The organism is Streptomyces sp. AgN23 (assembly GCF_001598115.1).
In the GTDB taxonomy this organism is placed as follows: domain Bacteria; phylum Actinomycetota; class Actinomycetes; order Streptomycetales; family Streptomycetaceae; genus Streptomyces; species Streptomyces antimycoticus.
Genome location: NZ_CP007153.1, coordinates 1167982 through 1182949 on the forward strand (window position 1 = coordinate 1167982; position 14968 = coordinate 1182949).

Annotated in this window: 19 protein-coding genes; 11 read left to right on the forward strand and 8 right to left on the reverse strand. The window is 73.6% G+C overall.

What is annotated here, in order from left to right; all coding sequences use genetic code 11:
• Window positions 1-31: 31 nt before the first annotated feature.
• The 5 genes from AS97_RS05025 (at window position 32) to AS97_RS05045 (ending at window position 4722) form a co-directional block, all read left to right on the forward strand.
• Window positions 32-961 carry a LysR family transcriptional regulator gene (locus AS97_RS05025; protein ID WP_210564402.1) on the forward strand — a complete coding sequence of 310 codons (930 nt, stop codon included), beginning with the start codon at window positions 32-34 and terminating at the stop codon, window positions 959-961.
• 238 nt (window positions 962-1199) lie between these two features.
• Window positions 1200-2231: a sporulation protein gene (locus AS97_RS05030; protein ID WP_059144855.1), complete on the forward strand. Its 1032-nt coding sequence runs from the start codon at window positions 1200-1202 to the stop codon at window positions 2229-2231.
• Between the two features lie 207 nt (window positions 2232-2438).
• The gene (locus AS97_RS05035; RefSeq protein ID WP_059143828.1) at window positions 2439-2948 is read left to right on the forward strand and encodes a DinB family protein; all 510 of its coding nucleotides are present in this window, start codon (window positions 2439-2441) and stop codon (window positions 2946-2948) included.
• Window positions 2949-3352: 404 nt separating this feature from the next.
• Window positions 3353-3886, forward strand: a complete 534-nt coding sequence (locus AS97_RS05040; protein ID WP_210564403.1) for a hypothetical protein — start codon at window positions 3353-3355, stop codon at window positions 3884-3886.
• Window positions 3883-4722: an MBL fold metallo-hydrolase gene (locus tag AS97_RS05045; protein WP_059143831.1), complete on the forward strand. Its 840-nt coding sequence runs from the start codon at window positions 3883-3885 to the stop codon at window positions 4720-4722. The genes AS97_RS05040 and AS97_RS05045 overlap by 4 nt, the downstream gene beginning before the upstream one ends.
• A gap of 24 nt (window positions 4723-4746) precedes the next feature.
• Here the strand turns inward: AS97_RS05045 and AS97_RS05050 are convergent, their stop codons facing one another.
• The gene (locus AS97_RS05050) at window positions 4747-5289 is read right to left on the reverse strand and encodes a hypothetical protein (RefSeq protein WP_059143832.1); all 543 of its coding nucleotides are present in this window, start codon (window positions 5287-5289) and stop codon (window positions 4747-4749) included.
• Between the two features lie 185 nt (window positions 5290-5474).
• Here AS97_RS05050 and AS97_RS05055 point away from each other — a divergent pair, with 185 nt between their 5' ends.
• Both AS97_RS05055 and AS97_RS05060 read left to right on the forward strand, forming a co-directional pair.
• A complete protein-coding gene (locus AS97_RS05055) occupies window positions 5475-6395 on the forward strand; it encodes a glycosyltransferase (RefSeq protein ID WP_210564404.1) in 921 nt (306 codons plus the stop codon).
• Window positions 6385-6696, forward strand: coding sequence for a hypothetical protein (locus AS97_RS05060; protein WP_210564405.1), 312 nt, complete (start codon window positions 6385-6387; stop codon window positions 6694-6696). Before AS97_RS05055 ends, AS97_RS05060 begins: the two co-directional genes overlap by 11 nt.
• A gap of 117 nt (window positions 6697-6813) precedes the next feature.
• Here the strand turns inward: AS97_RS05060 and AS97_RS05065 are convergent, their stop codons facing one another.
• Window positions 6814-8079: an APC family permease gene (locus AS97_RS05065; protein WP_059143834.1), complete on the reverse strand. Its 1266-nt coding sequence runs from the start codon at window positions 8077-8079 to the stop codon at window positions 6814-6816.
• Between the two features lie 3 nt (window positions 8080-8082).
• Window positions 8083-8469: a metalloregulator ArsR/SmtB family transcription factor gene (locus AS97_RS05070; RefSeq protein WP_059143835.1), complete on the reverse strand. Its 387-nt coding sequence runs from the start codon at window positions 8467-8469 to the stop codon at window positions 8083-8085.
• 104 nt (window positions 8470-8573) lie between these two features.
• Between AS97_RS05070 and AS97_RS05075 the strand changes: the two genes are divergently transcribed.
• Together AS97_RS05075 and AS97_RS05080 are read left to right on the forward strand one after the other, a co-directional pair.
• Window positions 8574-10619: a heavy metal translocating P-type ATPase gene (locus AS97_RS05075; RefSeq protein WP_210564406.1), complete on the forward strand. Its 2046-nt coding sequence runs from the start codon at window positions 8574-8576 to the stop codon at window positions 10617-10619.
• A gap of 55 nt (window positions 10620-10674) precedes the next feature.
• Complete coding sequence (locus AS97_RS05080) at window positions 10675-11034, forward strand: metalloregulator ArsR/SmtB family transcription factor (RefSeq protein WP_059143837.1); 360 nt, start codon at window positions 10675-10677, stop codon at window positions 11032-11034.
• Window positions 11035-11089: 55 nt separating this feature from the next.
• Here the strand turns inward: AS97_RS05080 and AS97_RS05085 are convergent, their stop codons facing one another.
• The 5 genes from AS97_RS05085 to rpmG all read right to left on the reverse strand — a co-directional run bounded on the left by AS97_RS05085 (window position 11090) and on the right by rpmG (window position 14244).
• The gene (locus tag AS97_RS05085; RefSeq protein WP_086710755.1) at window positions 11090-12100 is read right to left on the reverse strand and encodes a cation diffusion facilitator family transporter; all 1011 of its coding nucleotides are present in this window, start codon (window positions 12098-12100) and stop codon (window positions 11090-11092) included.
• Between the two features lie 265 nt (window positions 12101-12365).
• Window positions 12366-12608, reverse strand: a complete 243-nt coding sequence (gene rpsR, locus AS97_RS05090) for a 30S ribosomal protein S18 (RefSeq protein ID WP_059143839.1) — start codon at window positions 12606-12608, stop codon at window positions 12366-12368.
• Window positions 12609-12653: 45 nt separating this feature from the next.
• Entirely contained in the window at window positions 12654-13820 is a 1167-nt protein-coding gene (locus AS97_RS05095) for a GTP-binding protein (protein WP_210564407.1), read from the reverse strand.
• On the reverse strand, window positions 13817-14074 hold the full coding sequence (locus tag AS97_RS05100) for a type B 50S ribosomal protein L31 (RefSeq protein ID WP_059143841.1): 258 nt from the start codon (window positions 14072-14074) through the stop codon (window positions 13817-13819). The genes AS97_RS05095 and AS97_RS05100 overlap by 4 nt, the downstream gene beginning before the upstream one ends.
• A gap of 5 nt (window positions 14075-14079) precedes the next feature.
• Complete coding sequence (gene rpmG / locus AS97_RS05105) at window positions 14080-14244, reverse strand: 50S ribosomal protein L33 (RefSeq protein WP_059143937.1); 165 nt, start codon at window positions 14242-14244, stop codon at window positions 14080-14082.
• An 89-nt stretch (window positions 14245-14333) separates the two neighbouring features.
• Here rpmG and rpmB point away from each other — a divergent pair, with 89 nt between their 5' ends.
• Window positions 14334-14570, forward strand: coding sequence for a 50S ribosomal protein L28 (rpmB, locus tag AS97_RS05110; RefSeq protein ID WP_059143842.1), 237 nt, complete (start codon window positions 14334-14336; stop codon window positions 14568-14570).
• Window positions 14570-14875 carry a 30S ribosomal protein S14 gene (gene rpsN / locus AS97_RS05115; protein ID WP_059143843.1) on the forward strand — a complete coding sequence of 102 codons (306 nt, stop codon included), beginning with the start codon at window positions 14570-14572 and terminating at the stop codon, window positions 14873-14875. The genes rpmB and rpsN overlap by 1 nt, the downstream gene beginning before the upstream one ends.
• Window positions 14876-14968: the final 93 nt, after the last annotated feature.

Genomic DNA, 14968 nt, shown 5'->3' on the forward strand with positions numbered 1-14968 from the left:
CTCACCAACTCCAAGCTCTAACTTGGAGGTCATGACTCTGGATGATCTGCGGGTGTTCGTGGCCGTGTGCCGCGCCGGAAACCTCAGCGCCGTCGCCCGGGAGCTGACCTGCACACAGTCGGCGGTGAGCCAGCGCGTGAAGCGGCTGGAACGCGAGACCGGCGTCAGCCTGCTGGAGCGCCAGCCGCGCGGTGTCGTACCCACCCCGGCCGGACGCATTCTGTGCGAGGCCGCCGCCGACGGGATCACCGGGCTCGATCTGGCGCTGCGCCGCCTGCGCGACCTCGTGCACGGGGAGAGCGGTTCCGTGCGGATCACCACCGGCAGCACCACCGTGCGGCACTTCATGGCCGAGGCGATCGTCTCCTTCCGCCGTCGCTATCCGAACGTGAATCTGGAGTTCCAGACCGAGAGTTCCAGCCGTGGCTGCCTCGACGCCCTCATCGCCGGCCGGCTGGATCTGGCCTGGATCACTCTCGGCGCCCCGGTGCGCGGTGTCGAGCAGCGGCCCGTGGCCGAGCTGCCCTGGGTGCTCGCCACGCGGGCCGGGGACCCGCTCGCGGCCCGGTCGCACGTGGAGGTGTCCGACCTCGCCGCTGTCCGTCTCTTACGGCTGCCGCCGAACTCCACCTCCGGCGGGCGCCTCCACGCCGCCCTGGCCGAGCTGGGCATACAGGCCGGCTCCGATACCGGCGTCGCCGACTGGGACACAGCCCTGCTGCTGGCCGAACTCGGCCTGGGGCGCGCCGTGGTACCCGCCCTGCCGGGGCTTCCGGTGCCCGGGGGCGAGGGGCCGCTGCGGCTCGTCCCGATCCCCGCGCTGCCGCCGCTGCCGGTCGGCTGGGCCGCACGCCGCTGGGACGCCCTGCCGCCACTGGCCCGGGCCTTCGCGGACATGGTGGCCCACACCCTGAGCGAAGACGCCTCCGCCGAACGGCACTCCGCCCGACCCGCCGAGTGATCATTTTCGGACTTCCCCCGCCAACGCGCGGAGATGGTCATCTCGAGGAGGCGCACACCCCTATGCTTCTACATGCGTGTAGAAATACGGAGGGTGGACGCACGGAAGAACATGCGATGGGCCGGGAACGTTCCGCGGTCCATGGCCCGTTGTCGCGCGACCACTGTCCTCCGCCGCACGCGCCCGTAACCCCCACGCTCACGCGTGCAGTAGGCATAGCGAAGGAGTGAACGCCACGATGGTGTTCAAACGACTGCTCGGCTCGCTCGGTGTCGGCGGGCCCACCGTGGACACGGTACTGGACCCCGGCCCGGTACGCCCCGGCGGGCCGCTGACCGGTCAGGTCCATCTCCGGGGCGGCACGGCGGACTTCGAGATCGAGCAGATCACGCTGGAGCTGGTGGCCCGGGTGGAGGACGAGCACGGCGAGGAGGAGCGGGAAGGGGTCGTCCTCTTCGACCGCTTCACCGTCGGCGGCGGCTTCCGGCTCGCCGAGGGCGAGCAGCGCAGCCTCCCGTTCACGGCCCACCTCCCCTGGGAGACGCCGATCACCGAGCTGTACGGGCAGCCGCTGGGCATCATCCTCGGGGTCCGCACCGGGCTGGAGATCGCGGGCGCGAAGGACAAGGGCGACCTCGACCAGCTGACCGTGGATCCGCTGCCGGTCCAGGAGGCCGTTCTGGAGGCGCTGGGCCAGCTCGGTTTCGGCTTCAAGTCCGCCGATCTGGAGCTGGGCCATGTCGGCGGCACCGGGCAGCGGCTGCCGTTCTACCAGGAGATCGAGCTCACCCCGGCCCCCCAGTACGCCCACGCCATCAACGAGCTCGAGGTGACCTTCCTGGCGAGCCCGGGCGGTATGGACGTCGTCCTGGAGGCCGACAAGCGCGGCGGGCTCTTCTCCGCGGGAGAGGACGCCCTCACGCTCTTCACCGTCGGCCATGAGGGCGTCGAGCACCGCGACTGGAACACCGAGGTCGACGCCTGGATCCGCCACCTCGTCGAACGGCGCGCCGCGTACGGCTCGTCCGGCTCCTACGACTCCTATGGCCACGGTGAGTACGGCGCGCCCGGCTACGGCCACCACGACGCTCACGGCCACGGCCACGGGGACCACCACCATGACGGCGGGCGGCGCTCCGGCCCGAGTACCGCGGCGATCGTCGGGGGCGTCGCGGCGGGTGTCGCGGTCGGCGTCGTCGGCGGAATGGTCGCCGCGGAGGTCGTCGACGAGATCGGCGACGCCTTCGAGGACGAGGAGGACGAGGACTGACGGCCTCCCCCGGCCCGGGGCCTCCCCCGGGCCGGGGCCTCCCCCGGGCCGGGGCCTCCCCCGGGCCGGGGCGGTCCCCGGGCCGGTAAGTCCGGTTCCCTGGCGGGTGTTGGGCCGCCCGGCGCGGCCTCGGCCCAACGGCCGTGGTCCTATGGGGCCACATCGCCAGCCGGCGACCGGACCTGCCGTCGAGGAGGACGCACCACCATGACCGCCGACAGCCGCCCAGAGCCGCCCCACCTCGGCGACGAGCGCGCGACCCTGCGCGCCTTCCTCGACTACCAGCGGGCGACGCTCGCCATGAAGTGCGAGGGGCTCGGCGACGAGGAGTTGCGGCAGCGGTCGATGCCACCCTCGACGCTGACGCTGCTGGGCCTGGTGCGGCACATGGCCGAGGTGGAACGGGCATGGTTCCGGCGGGTGTTCGAGGACCACGACGCGCCGATGGTCTGGGCGCCGACGATCGACTTCCAGGCGGCGTACGACGTGAGCGAGTCGTCCAGGGCCGAGGCGTTCGCGGCCTGGGAGGCGGAGGTCGAGACCTCCCGCCGGATCGAGCGGGAGGCGGAATCGCTCGACCTGGTGGGCTATCAGCCGCGATGGGAGGAGGCGGTGTCGCTGCGGATGGTGCTGGTGCATGTGCTGCTGGAGTACGGCCGCCACAACGGGCACGCGGACTTCCTGCGCGAGGGTGTGGACGGGGCCGTGGGGGCCTGATCGGCAGGCGCGGGCGCGGGCGCGTTGTCCGGCACACCCTGCCCCGGCCTGGTCCCGGCTGATCGCACCGCCCGCACACGTGCCCTGGGCCACGCCGGGGCGCGACGGGCGCCCTCTCCGGCCCGGTGAGGACGGCGATGTACGCCCTCCACGGTGATCGCGCCCAACCTGACCTCCGGCAGCGGACCGCGCCCTCGGCTATGAGCGTGGCGGCGTCGTCCGGTGCCGCATATGCCGTCGGCGGCTGGTTCCGGCGGGCGGCCTGCGGCTGGCTCTGGACGGCGGCTGAGGCCGCGCGGCCCGGGTGGGGCGACGAGAGCGCGGGGGCTGGTTGAGGCGGCCGGGGCTGGGCACTCCGTGGGCGCGTGGCCTGATACGACCTTGCGGAAGCCGGAAGGACGATCATGAGCGAGCCCAGGACCTCCCCCCGCATGCTCGGCATCTACCTCAATGACCACCTGGCCGGAGCGACGGCCGGAATGGAGCTGGCCCGCCGCGCGGCCCGTGAGCACCGGCGGTCGCCCTTCGGCGGCGAGCTGGAGGACCTCGCCGTACAGATCATGGAGGACCGTGCGGCGCTCCTGTCCCTCATGGCCGACCTCGAGGTGCCCGTACGCCGCTACAAGGTCTACGGGGGCTGGCTGGGCGAGAAGGCGGCGCGGCTGAAGCCCAACGGCCGCCTGCAGCGGCGTGCCGGGCTCAGCTCGGTCGTCGAGCTGGAGTCGCTGCGGATCGGCGTGGAGGGCAAGGCGATGCTGTGGCATTCGCTGCTGGCCGCGACCGGCGAGGACACCCGGCTGGACCCCGATCGGCTGACCGAGCTGCTGACTCGCGCGCGGCGGCAGCGCGAACTGCTGGAGTCGCTGCACGACGGCGCGGCCACCACGATGTTCACCCCCGATCGGGCGCAGTCGCGAGAGGCGGTGGTCGGGTCATGACGCCTCCGCCGGACGGCGCCGCCGAGTTCCACTTCGTCGGCAATGCCACCCTCCTCATCCGCTACGGCGCGCTGACGCTGCTCACCGACCCGAACTTCCTGCACCGGGGCCAGTACGCCTATCTGGGCAAGGGGCTGATGTCCCGACGGCTGACCGAGCCCGCCCTGACGGTCTCCGGCATACCGTCCGACCTGGACGCCGTGGTGCTCTCGCACCTGCACGGCGACCACTGGGACCGGGTGGCGCGACGGCGGCTGGACCACTCACTGCCCATCATCACCACCCCGCACGCCTCCCGGCGGCTGCAGGGCGTCCATGGCTTCAGCCGGGCGACCGGGCTGCCCACCTGGCACGATCAGGTCCTGGTGAAGGATCACAGCCAGGTCCGGGTCACCGCACTGCCGGGCAGACACGCCCCCGGCCGGTGGCAGAAGCTGCTGCCACCGGTGATGGGAAGCCTGCTGGACTTCGGCGAGCCCGGGCAGCCTCCTCGGCTGCGGGTCTACATCACCGGCGACACGCTGATGTTCCCGGGCATCCATGAGATCGCCCGGCGCTACCCGGAGGTGCATCTCGCCGTGGTCCACCTGGGCGGCACCCGGCTTCCGGGCGGGCTCATCGTGACCATGGACGCGCTCCAGGGGGCGGGGCTGGTCAAGGCCGTACGGCCGGAGCGGGTGCTGCCGGTGCACTACGACGACTACGCCGCCTTCAGCTCCCCGCTCTCCGCGTTCCTGGAGGAGAGCCGGAGCCCGGACTTCCCGTCCACGGTGGTCCACTGCCCCCGCGGGGAGCGCGTCACCGTGAACGCACAAGGGGTGCTTGCGACGCCGTGAAGCCCGCCGTTGCCGTCAGGGCGCTCAGACCGCGCTGGTGGGCGTCTGATCGTCGCTGTGCAGCCACCGCAGACGTTCCACCAGCTGCGGACGGTGCAGGTCCACGACGAGCGCCGTCAGATCCGGATGGCGCAGCAGCGGTGCGGCCCGGCAGTCGAGCGCGTCGGGGGCCGTGAGCCGCCGCCACTCCCCGGGGGACCCGCCGCCGTGCTCGCAGTCACCGAGCGCCGCCACAGCCTGGGACGCCAGCGTGGAGCAGGTGAGCAGGGCCGCCGCCCAGCTCGCCACGACCTCGTCCACCCAGGTGCGCCAGACGCCGTCGGGGCCGCTGATCTCGTACGGCTCCGCGTCCACGAGCCAGTCCAGCCGGAAGGAGCCGTCCGGTCCGGCGAGGGGCGCCAGGGGGCAGTCGGTGGGGGTCGCGTAGCGCAGCAGGGTGGCCAGCGTCACGGCCTGTCTCGCCTGGGCCTCGGCGAGCGCCGCGTTCATCGCTCCGTCGGCCGCCGGGTAGGCCCTGATCAGCCACTGCGTGGTCGCAGCGATAACGGATGACAGGTCCAGGGACAAACGACGCCGCTCCTTGTACGCGATAGATGTCAGCACCGTACCCGCGGAACGGCGATGTCTAACATGACGTAGATCACGTTGACGGGCTCCGGCATGACGCAGATCACGCCCTACGTCGGCGCGCCGAGCCCCGCGTAGCCGGCCGCGCACCGCATAGTGGCCAGTTGGCCGGGTACCTGGGACCCATGAACGCGCCGGGCCCCGCCGTCGGCGTGGTCGTCGCCACCCGCGACCGCGTGGAAAGTCTCGCCACGGCTCTAGAACACCTCACCGCCCTGCCGGAGCGGCCACCGGTCGTGGTCGTGGACAAGGGCTCGACGGACCACACCAGGGCCATGATCGCCGAACGGTATCCCCACGTGCGGGTCCTTGCCCCGGGGGAGGACCACGGGCCGCTCGCACGCAACGACGGCGTACGCGCCATCGGCACCCCCTACGTGGCCTTCAGCGACGACGACTCCTGGTGGCACCCCGGCGCCCTGGCACGGGCCACCACCCTGCTGAACGGCCATCCGCGGCTGGGGGCGCTGGCCGGCCAGCTGCGGGTCGGCCCGGCGGAGCGGCCCGCTTCGCTGAACGCCACACTGGCCGCCTCCCCCGTCGGCCACGCCGAGGACCTTCCCGGACCGGAGGTGTACGACTTCCTCGCCTGTGCGGTCGTGGTACGCCGCGGCGCCTTCCTGGAGGCGGGCGGCTTCCATCCGCTGGCCCTCTCCGGCGGCGAGGAGACCCTGCTCGCCTACGACCTCGCGGCGATGGGCTGGGGCGTCTCGTACTGCCCCGAGGTGGTCGCCCACCACGAACCGGCCCCCTCGCCGTCCGAGGAGCGCACCGCAGCGATGCGGCGCGACGAGCTGATCGGCTGCTGGCTGCGCCGCCCGCTGCCCCTCGCGGCCCGGCGCACCGCCGCACTCCTCACCGAGGGCGGGCGGGACCCGGTGGCGCGCGCCGCGCTACGCGGTCTGCTCGCCCGGCTGCCGGCCGCACTGCGGCTGCGCCGCCCGCTGCCGCCATGGATCGAGGAGGCCGCCCGGCGCGTGGACGGGCAGCGCGCGGACGAGGGGCTCGGGCGGGACGAGAGGCAGGTCGTCACCCATGACCGATGACGGGGCCGCCCGGCGATGCGACCCGACGGCGCCCGGGGCGCGGCAGGCACTGGGGGCGCGGCACGCACTGGAAGCGCAGCACGCACTGAAGGCGCGACACACGCTGGAGCGGCGACACGCACTGAAGGGGCGACACGCGCTGAAGGCACGTCAGGCCCTGGGGCGCGACACGCACTGGAAGCGCGACACGCGCCAGAAGCGCAGCAGGCACTGGGGGCGCGGCACGCGCCCGAGCCGCGGTCCGGGAACCGCTGATGGTTGCACGACGGTCGCCATGACCACCCGCGACCGGCAGGCGTAGCCGCCGCGCAGCCCGGATCGGCCGGCCGAACGGCCGAGCCGCCGCCCGTGATCGTCACCGACAGCGGACCGGGGACGCACGGGCGGCAGGCCAGCGGCCCACCGGCGGCGAAGCCGCCTACCTGGTGGCCACGCGCCGCACGCCGTAGGCCGCCGCGCCCAGGGCCAGCACCGCCGCGCCGGAGACCACCGAGGAGACGGGCAGGGCGAAGGCCAGCAGCAGACAGCCGGCCAGACCGAGGCCCGGCACGATCCGCGGTGGGCGGCCCTCGGCCTCGGTGAGGGTCCAGGCGGAGGCGTTGGCGACGGCGTAGTAGGCCAGCACCCCGAAGGAGGAGAACCCGATCGCACCCCGCAGATCGGCCGTCGCCGCGAGGACCGCCACCACCGCGCCCACGGCCAGCTCGGCGCGGTGCGGCACCGCGAACCGGGGGTGCACGGCGGCCAGCGCGGGCGGGAGGTGCCGGTCGCGGGCCATGGCCAGGGTGGTCCGGGAGACGCCCAGGATCAGCGCGAGCAGCGACCCGAGCGCGGCCACCGCGGCGCCCGCCCGCACCACCGGCGTCAGCCACGCGAGCCCGGCGGCGCGCACCGCCTCGGCCAGCGGGGCGCCCGCCGCGGCCAGCCCGCCGCTGCCCAGCACGGTGAGCGCGGCAATCGCGACCGCGGCGTAGACGGCCAGAGTGATGCCGAGCGCGAGCGGGATGGCGCGCGGAATGGTGCGTGCCGGGTCGCGGACCTCCTCGCCGAGGGTGGCGATACGGGCGTATCCGGCGAAGGCGAAGAACAGCAGGCCGCCCGCGCGCAGCACCCCGCCGAGGGTGGCGTCCCGGCCGATCTCCAGCCGTGCCGCGTCCGCCTCCCCGGAGGTGAGGAGGGCGACGACCACGGCGGCCAGGACCGCGAGCACGACGGCCACGATGGCCCGGGTCAGCCAGGCGGCCTTGTGCACCCCCACGTAGTTGACGGCGGTCAGCGCCACCACGGCTGCCACCGCCACCGCGGATGCGTGGGCGGGCCAGACATAGGAGCCGACGGTCAGGGCCATCGCCGCGCAGGAGGCGGTCTTGCCGACCACGAACCCCCAGCCGGCCAGATACCCCCAGAAGTCGCCCAGCCGCTCACGGCCGTAGACATAGGTACCGCCCGAGCGCGGATAGCGGGCGGCCAGCCGCGCGGAGGAGGTGGCGTTGCAGTACGCCACCACTCCGGCGGCCACCAGGCCGAGCAGCAGCCCCGACCCCGCCTCCCGCGCCGCGGGCGCCAGCGCCCCGAAGATGCCCGCGCCGATCATCGATCCCAGGCCGACCACGACCGCGTCGAAGACCCCCAGGCGACGCCGCAACTCCCCCGGTCCGGACGGGGTGTTCGCCGTGTCGCCCACCGCTCAGCCCCGGTCCGTGTCGAGATCGGTCTTCGCCGGCGCCGGCAGATCGCGCGCGCCGAGCCGCAGATGCTCGATGTGGTAGACGGCCTCGTCGAGGAGCTGGGCGACGTGGTTGTCGTAGAGGCTGTAGACGATCCGGCGGCCCTGCCGTGAGCCGGTGACCAGCCCGAGGGCGCGCAGCAGCCGGAGTTGGTGGGAGACCGCGGACTGCTCCATGCCCACCGCCTCGGCCAGTTCGGTGACCGCGCAGGGGTCCTGGCGGAGGCGGGTGAGGATCATCAGCCGCGAGGGGGTGGCCAGGGCCTGGAGGGTGGCGGCGATGGTGGCGGCGGAGTCCGCGTCCAGATGCGCTGCCGGGGTGGTCTGACTGTCGGCTCCGTGTCCCATGGCGTCATCCTATCCACAGCAACACTTGAAGAGATCTTCATGTGTTCCAGTATGGTGGCGGGGTTCGATCATCGCCCCATCACCCGAGGAAGAGGTGTGCCCCGGTGCCCGCCGAGCTCATCGAGGAACGGCCCCCCGCCGACGCTCCACCGCCCGTGCGGCCACGCCGGACCCGCGTCCGCGAGCTGCCCGAGGTGCGGTGGGCCGCACTGGCCACCGCCGCGTTCCTGCCCGCCTTCCCGCTCGACCTGGCGGGCGCCCCCGCGTGGCTGTGGGGCCCGCTCTACGCGATCTGCTACGCCGCCGGCGGCTGGGAGCCGGGCCTGGCGGGGCTGCGCGCCCTCAGAGAACGGACCCTCGATGTCGATCTGCTGATGGTCCTGGCCGCGATCGGGGCGGCGGCGATCGGGCAGTTCCTCGACGGCGCGCTGCTGATCGTCATCTTCGCCGTCTCGGGCGCGCTGGAGGCGTTCGCCACCCGGCGCACCGCCGACTCCGTACGCGGACTGCTGGATCTGGCACCCGAGACCGCCGCGCGGATCACCCCCGGCGGCGCCGAGGAGCGGGTGGACGTCAGCGCGCTGCGCGTCGGCGACACCGTGCTCGTCCGGCCCGGTGAGCGGCTGCCCGCCGACGGCACCGTGCGCGAGGGAATGAGCGACGTCCAGCAGGCCGGGATCACCGGCGAGCCGCTGCCGGTGGACAAGGGGCCCGGCGACGAGGTGTTCGCGGGCACGCTGAACGGAACGGGCGCGCTGCGCGTCACGGTGGACCGGGACGCCTCCGCGTCGGTCATCGCCCGGATCGTGGCCATGGTCGAGGAGGCGAGCGAGCGCAAGGCCCCCGGCCAGCTGTTCATCGAGAGGATCGAGCAGCGCTACGCCATCGGCGTGGTGGCCGCCACGCTCGCCCTGTTCGCGGTGCCGCTCGCCTTCGGCGCGGACCTCACCGAAACCCTGCTGCGGGCCATGACCTTCATGATCGTGGCATCCCCGTGCGCGGTGGTGCTCGCCACCATGCCGCCCCTGCTGTCCGCCATCGCCACCTGCGGACGCCACGGCGTGCTGGTCAAGTCCGCCGCGGCCATGGAGCGCCTGGGAGCCGTCACCCGAGTGGCACTGGACAAGACCGGAACGCTCACCGAGGAGTCGGCGCGCGTCGGCGGGATCCGGGTGCTCCCGGGCAGTGGCCTCACCGAGGACGAGGCCCTGGCCCTGGCCGCCGCGGCCGAGCGGCCCAGCGAGCATCCGCTGGCCCGCGCGGTGGTCACCGCCGCGCGGGAACGCGGTCTGCGCCTGGAGCCCGCGGCCGACTTCGCCTCGGCACCGGGGCGGGGCGTACGGGCGGTGGTCACCGGCCACACCGTCCAGGTGGGCAGCCCCACGGCACTGCTGGGCGGCGCGGCGGCGCCGCCGGAGCGCCCCGCCACCTGCCGGGACGGCTCGGTCCGGAGAGCCATCACGAGCCGCTGCCCCGTCCGTGCGGCCGTCGCGGAGGTCGAGGACAGCGGCGCCACCGCCGTCGCCGTGCTCGTGGACGGCCGCCCCGTCGCCGTCCTCGCCATCGCCGCTCCGCTCCGCGCCGGGGCCGCCGAAGCCGTCGCCGCGCTGGGCCGTCTCACCGGCACACCACCGGTGTTGCTGACCGGCGACAACAAGCGTGCCGCCGCACGGCTGGGCGAGGAGGTCGGCATCACCGACGTACGGGCCGGGCTGCTGCCGCAGGACAAAGTGGCGACCGTACGGGGATGGGAGGACGCCGGGGAGCGGGTGCTGATGGTCGGCGACGGGGTCAACGACGCCCCGGCACTGGCGGCGGCGCACAGCGGTGTCGCCATGGGGCGGGCCGGTTCCGCGCTGACGGTGGAGACCGCCGATGCCGTGGTCGTCCGCGACGAACTGGCCGCCGTGCCCGCGGTCGTGACCCTGTCGCGGCGCGCCCGCCGCCTGGTGGCGCAGAACCTGGTCATCGCGTGTGTGTGCATCGGCGCGCTGGTGGTGTGGGATCTGCTCGGCCATCTGCCGCTGCCGCTCGGCGTGGCGGGCCATGAGGGCTCCACCGTCCTGGTGGGCCTCAACGGTCTGCGGCTGCTGCGCAGCTCCGCCTGGCCGGGCGCGGCGCGGGCCGGCCGCCGGGACGCCGGGAGCTGAGCGCGGTGCGGGCCGAGCGGGGTCTCCCCTCGGCCCGCCGCCCTACGATGGGGACATGCCGGTCAGCGAACCCTCCTCAACTGCGACCCGGTCGCATACGCATCGCAGCGGCGCGGCGCAGTTCTCCACGGCCGCCAATGTCTTCTCGCTGCTCTCCGACCCGACCCGGCTGCATCTGGTGTGGTCCCTCGCCCGGGGCGAGGCCGATGTCAACACCCTCACCGAGGCCAGCGGGGCGGCCCGCCCGGCGGTGAGCCAGCATCTGGCGAAGCTCCGGCTGGCCGGGCTGGTCCAGGTGCGCAAGGAGGGCCGCCGCTCGGTGTACTCCCTTCACGACGGCCATCTGCGCCGACTGGTCACCGAGGCCGTCAACCACGCGGACCACATGGTCACCGGGGCCCCGCCGCACGACTGAGCGCCGGGCATGGTGGACGCCGACCACACCGGCTCCCCGGCGTCGCCGAACCTCCTCACCCGGTGTGATGCGCCAGCAGGTGATGCGGGTCCTGTGCGCCCGGTCCAGGGGCCGGATCGGTGTGCACCAGCGCGGCGGCCAGCCGGGGCACCGTGTGGCGGAGGGCGTGTTCCGCCTCGACCGCCACATCGTGCGCCGCGCGCAGCTCCAGGCCGCCGTCCACCTCGACCGTGACCTCGGCGCGCAGCCGGTGGCCGATCCAGCGCATCCGCAGTTCGGTCACGCGCAGCACGCCGGGGACCGTGCGCAGGGCGGCCTCGCCCGCGTCGACCATCGCCGGGTCGACGGAGTCCATCAGCCGCCGGAAGACCTCGCGGGCCGCGTCCTTGAGCACGAGCAGGATCGCGGCGGTGATGGCCAGGCCGACGAGCGGATCGGCCGCCTGCCAGCCGAGCGCCACACCGCCCGCGCCCACCAGCACGGCCAGTGAGGTGAAGCCGTCGGTGCGGGCGTGCAGTCCATCGGCGACCAGGGCCGCCGAGCCGATCCGCCGCCCGACCCGGATCCGGTGGCGGGCCACCCATTCGTTGCCGAGGAACCCGAGGACCGCCGCGACCGCGACGACGCCCGGATGGGAGATGCCGCGCGGGTGCAGCAGCCGGTCCACGGCCTCGTAGGCGGCCAGGGCCGCCGAGGCGGCGATGGTCAGGACGATGACGATCCCGGCCAGGTCCTCGGCCCGGCCGTAGCCGTAGGTGAACCGGCGGTTCGCCGCACGGCGCCCCAGGACGAACGCCACGCCGAGCGGCACCGCGGTCAGCGCGTCGGCGGCGTTGTGGACGGTATCGCCCAGCAGCGCCACCGAGCCGGACAGCAGGACGACCCCGGCCTGGAGCACCGCGGTGGCGCCCAGCACGGCGAGGGAGAGCCACAGGGCACGCATGCCCTCGGCCGATGACTCCAGCGCGGAGTCGACCTTCTGCGCCGACTCGTGGGAGTGCGGTTTCAGCAGATGCGCGAGCTGGTGCCGCCGATGGGACCAGCGTCCGTGATGACGGGACTCCATGACGCCATTATGTGCATACACGCGCACCCATGCACCCGTCGGGGTCCAAGGGTCCCAGGGGGTGTCTCGCCGATCATGCCGGGCTCCCGACGCCTCGCACGGCACCTTCCGACGCCTCGCACGGCATCTCGCGGCGCCGCGCCCGTCGCACGCAGCGCCGCTGCGCTCTCCTCACGTGACATGCGATGCACCGCACCAGACGCCGCTCGCTGATCGGCCTCATCGGCCTCATCGGCCTGATCGGCCTGATCGGCAAGACGGCCCCCTAGCGCGACCCGTAAGGCAACAGCGCCATCTCCCGCGCGTTCTTGACGGCGCGGGCCAGCCGACGCTGCTGCCGCGCGCTCACCCGGGTCACCCGGCGGCTGCGTATCTTGCCGCGGTCGGAGATGAACTTCCGCAGCAGCTCGGTGTCCTTGTAATCGATATAGGTGATCCCCGCCTTGTCCAGCGGGTTCACCCGGTTGCGCCGGGCGTCTGGGCGGGTGCGGTCGAGGCGTCGGGCCATCATCGGGTCCTTGTCTACGTGGGGCGTGCGGTGTCCGTGCGCCGGTCAGGACACCTGGTCGAGCAGTTCGTCAAAGGCATGCGGCAGCCGGCGCCAGGCATCCGGCCCGGCCGCGTACTCGGCGTCGGTCAGCAGACACGAGTCGAGCAGCGCCAGCAGCCCGTCACGGTCGAGGCCGGGCGAGGTGAAGGTGAGGTGCTGACAGCGGTCGCCGTGGCCGGGATGCCAGTCGAGCGCGGCGGCGACCCGCCGCTCGGCCGGGACCATCTCCCAGGCGGCGTCCGGCAACGCGGCGAGCCACGGCCCGGCCGACTCCACGCACAGCGCCCCGCCCGCCGCGTCCCACGACAGCAGGGTGTCGCCCCGGTCCGCCAGCCAGAAGCGGCCCCGGCTGCGGGCGGCCGCGCAGGTCAGGTCCTCCAGCGCGGCGTAGAGCCGCCCCGGATGGAAGGGCCGCTCGCGCCGCCAGACGAGGGTGGCCACCCCATGGTCGTCGCCGTCCTGCGGCAGCAGCGCGCACGCCGGATGCTGACGGGCGGCCGCCGCCGCGATGTCGAAGCCCTGGAGAAGGGCGGGCCCCAGGCCCCCCTCGCCGAGCCGCTTGTGCCGTGCGCCCGGGGTGAGGTGGGTGAGCAGGGCCAGGTCCCCGTCGTCCGCGGACTCCTCGGACGACTCGTCCTCGGCGACGGCGATCACGGTGGGGTACTCCAGCTGCCGGGCGAAGGTGTCCGCGATGGTGCGCTGGTCGGTCGGGGCGGCGGCGAGACCGGCCTCGGCCAGGTCGTCGCCGTTGGCGAGGTACGGCACCATCAGGGCCGGGTCGACCGCGGTGGCCACCCCGGTCAGCTCCAGCGGCGCGCCCTCGGCCGCGATCACGGCGGCCATGGCCCGGGGCTCGACCGAGTCCCACAGTTCGACGACGGCGAGCCGGTGCCCGCCGCCCATGGCCAGCCGTAGCAGCTCGGGGACCATGTCCTCGCGCAGGGCACAGCACGCGCAGTCGTTCACCAGCGGCGCCTCGCCACCGCCGAGCGGCCCGGAGGCATCGCGCACGGTCCGGCGCACGGCGCGGTCGGTGGCGGCGGACAGGTCGTGGTGCAGCGCCACGGAGCCGGGCACCGTGCGCAGGATCTCCTCGACGGCGGCGTGGCGGGCGTCGGCGTGCAGTCCGCCCACGACCGCCACGGCCAGCCGGTTCTCGTCCGCGGTCACCGGCCCCTCCGCCCGCCTCCGTAGCGCCGCTCGAACCGTTCGACGCGGCCCGCGGTGTCCATGACTCGCTGGGTGCCGGTGTAGAAGGGGTGGCTCGCCGAGGAGATCTCGACGTCGATGACCGGGTAGGTGTTGCCGTCCTGCCACTCCACCGTCTTGTCGCTGGTGGCGGTGGAGCGGGTGAGGAAGGCGAAGTCGGCGGACCGGTCGCGGAAGACGACGGGCCGGTACGCGGGGTGAATGCCGGGCTTCATGGCGGTCAGCGCTCCTCACGGAAGTCGACGTGGCGGCCGGCGACCGGGTCGTACTTGCGGAGGGTCATCCGGTCGGGGTCGTTCCGCCGGTTCTTGCGGGTCACATACGTGTAGCCGGTGCCCGCGGTGGACCTCAGTTTGACGATCGGGCGTAGTTCATTGCGTGCCATGAGCCACAGCATACACGGTAGTGGTTTTCATTTTCATCTAGCTGCTACGCTGCCGCGACATCCACACCACACCACCGAACGGAGGAAGCATGTCCGCCCACTGCCAACTCACCGGCCGGCAGCCCGGCTTCGGGCACCACATCTCCCACTCCCACCGCCGCACCAAGCGCCGGTTCGACCCCAACGTCCAGCGCAAGCGCTACTGGCTGCCGAGCGAGGGCCGCCACATCCGGCTCACGCTCAGCGCCAAGGCCATCCGGACCGTCGACGTGATCGGCATCGAAGCGGCCGTGGCCCGTATCCGCGCCCGGGGAGGAAAGGTCTGATGGCCAAGAAGAGCAAGATCGCCAAGAATGAGCAGCGACGGGTGATCGTGGCGCGTTACGCCAAGCGCCGCGCCGAACTGAAGGCGCTCATCGCCGACCCCCGGACCCCGGAGCAGGAACGGCTCGACGCCCAGCGGGAACTGCGCCGCCAGCCCCGCGACGCCAGCGCCACCCGGGTACGCAACCGCGACTCCATCGACGGCCGCCCCCGCGGTCATCTGCGCGCCTTCGGCCTCTCCCGCATCCGGCTGCGCGAGATGGCACACGCGGGCGAACTCCCGGGGGTGACCAAGAGCAGCTGGTGATCCCCCACCGCTCCGGGCCACTCCGCCGGGGCGTGCCGCCTGGCACACTATTTATGCTGTCGGACACCGAACGGTTCGCCCATCGGCGCCGAC

Excerpts from the sequence above, each read along its gene's own strand:
- AS97_RS05045 (WP_059143831.1), top strand. The coding sequence starts at position 3,883 with ATGACGCCTCCGCCGGACGGCGCCGCCGAGTTCCACTTCGTCGGCAAT.
- AS97_RS05070 (WP_059143835.1), bottom strand. The coding sequence starts at position 8,469 with ATGGGACACGGAGCCGACAGTCAGACCACCCCGGCAGCGCATCTGGAC.
- AS97_RS05100 (WP_059143841.1), bottom strand. The coding sequence starts at position 14,074 with ATGAAGCCCGGCATTCACCCCGCGTACCGGCCCGTCGTCTTCCGCGAC.
- AS97_RS05060 (WP_210564405.1), top strand. The coding sequence starts at position 6,385 with ATGACCGATGACGGGGCCGCCCGGCGATGCGACCCGACGGCGCCCGGG.
- AS97_RS05080 (WP_059143837.1), top strand. The coding sequence starts at position 10,675 with ATGCCGGTCAGCGAACCCTCCTCAACTGCGACCCGGTCGCATACGCAT.
- rpsN (WP_059143843.1), top strand. The coding sequence starts at position 14,570 with ATGGCCAAGAAGAGCAAGATCGCCAAGAATGAGCAGCGACGGGTGATC.
- rpmG (WP_059143937.1), bottom strand. The coding sequence starts at position 14,244 with ATGGCACGCAATGAACTACGCCCGATCGTCAAACTGAGGTCCACCGCG.
- AS97_RS05055 (WP_210564404.1), top strand. The coding sequence starts at position 5,475 with ATGAACGCGCCGGGCCCCGCCGTCGGCGTGGTCGTCGCCACCCGCGAC.
- AS97_RS05030 (WP_059144855.1), top strand. The coding sequence starts at position 1,200 with ATGGTGTTCAAACGACTGCTCGGCTCGCTCGGTGTCGGCGGGCCCACC.
- AS97_RS05025 (WP_210564402.1), top strand. The coding sequence starts at position 32 with ATGACTCTGGATGATCTGCGGGTGTTCGTGGCCGTGTGCCGCGCCGGA.
- AS97_RS05035 (WP_059143828.1), top strand. The coding sequence starts at position 2,439 with ATGACCGCCGACAGCCGCCCAGAGCCGCCCCACCTCGGCGACGAGCGC.
- rpmB (WP_059143842.1), top strand. The coding sequence starts at position 14,334 with ATGTCCGCCCACTGCCAACTCACCGGCCGGCAGCCCGGCTTCGGGCAC.
- rpsR (WP_059143839.1), bottom strand. The coding sequence starts at position 12,608 with ATGGCCCGACGCCTCGACCGCACCCGCCCAGACGCCCGGCGCAACCGG.
- AS97_RS05085 (WP_086710755.1), bottom strand. The coding sequence starts at position 12,100 with ATGGAGTCCCGTCATCACGGACGCTGGTCCCATCGGCGGCACCAGCTC.
- AS97_RS05040 (WP_210564403.1), top strand. The coding sequence starts at position 3,353 with ATGAGCGAGCCCAGGACCTCCCCCCGCATGCTCGGCATCTACCTCAAT.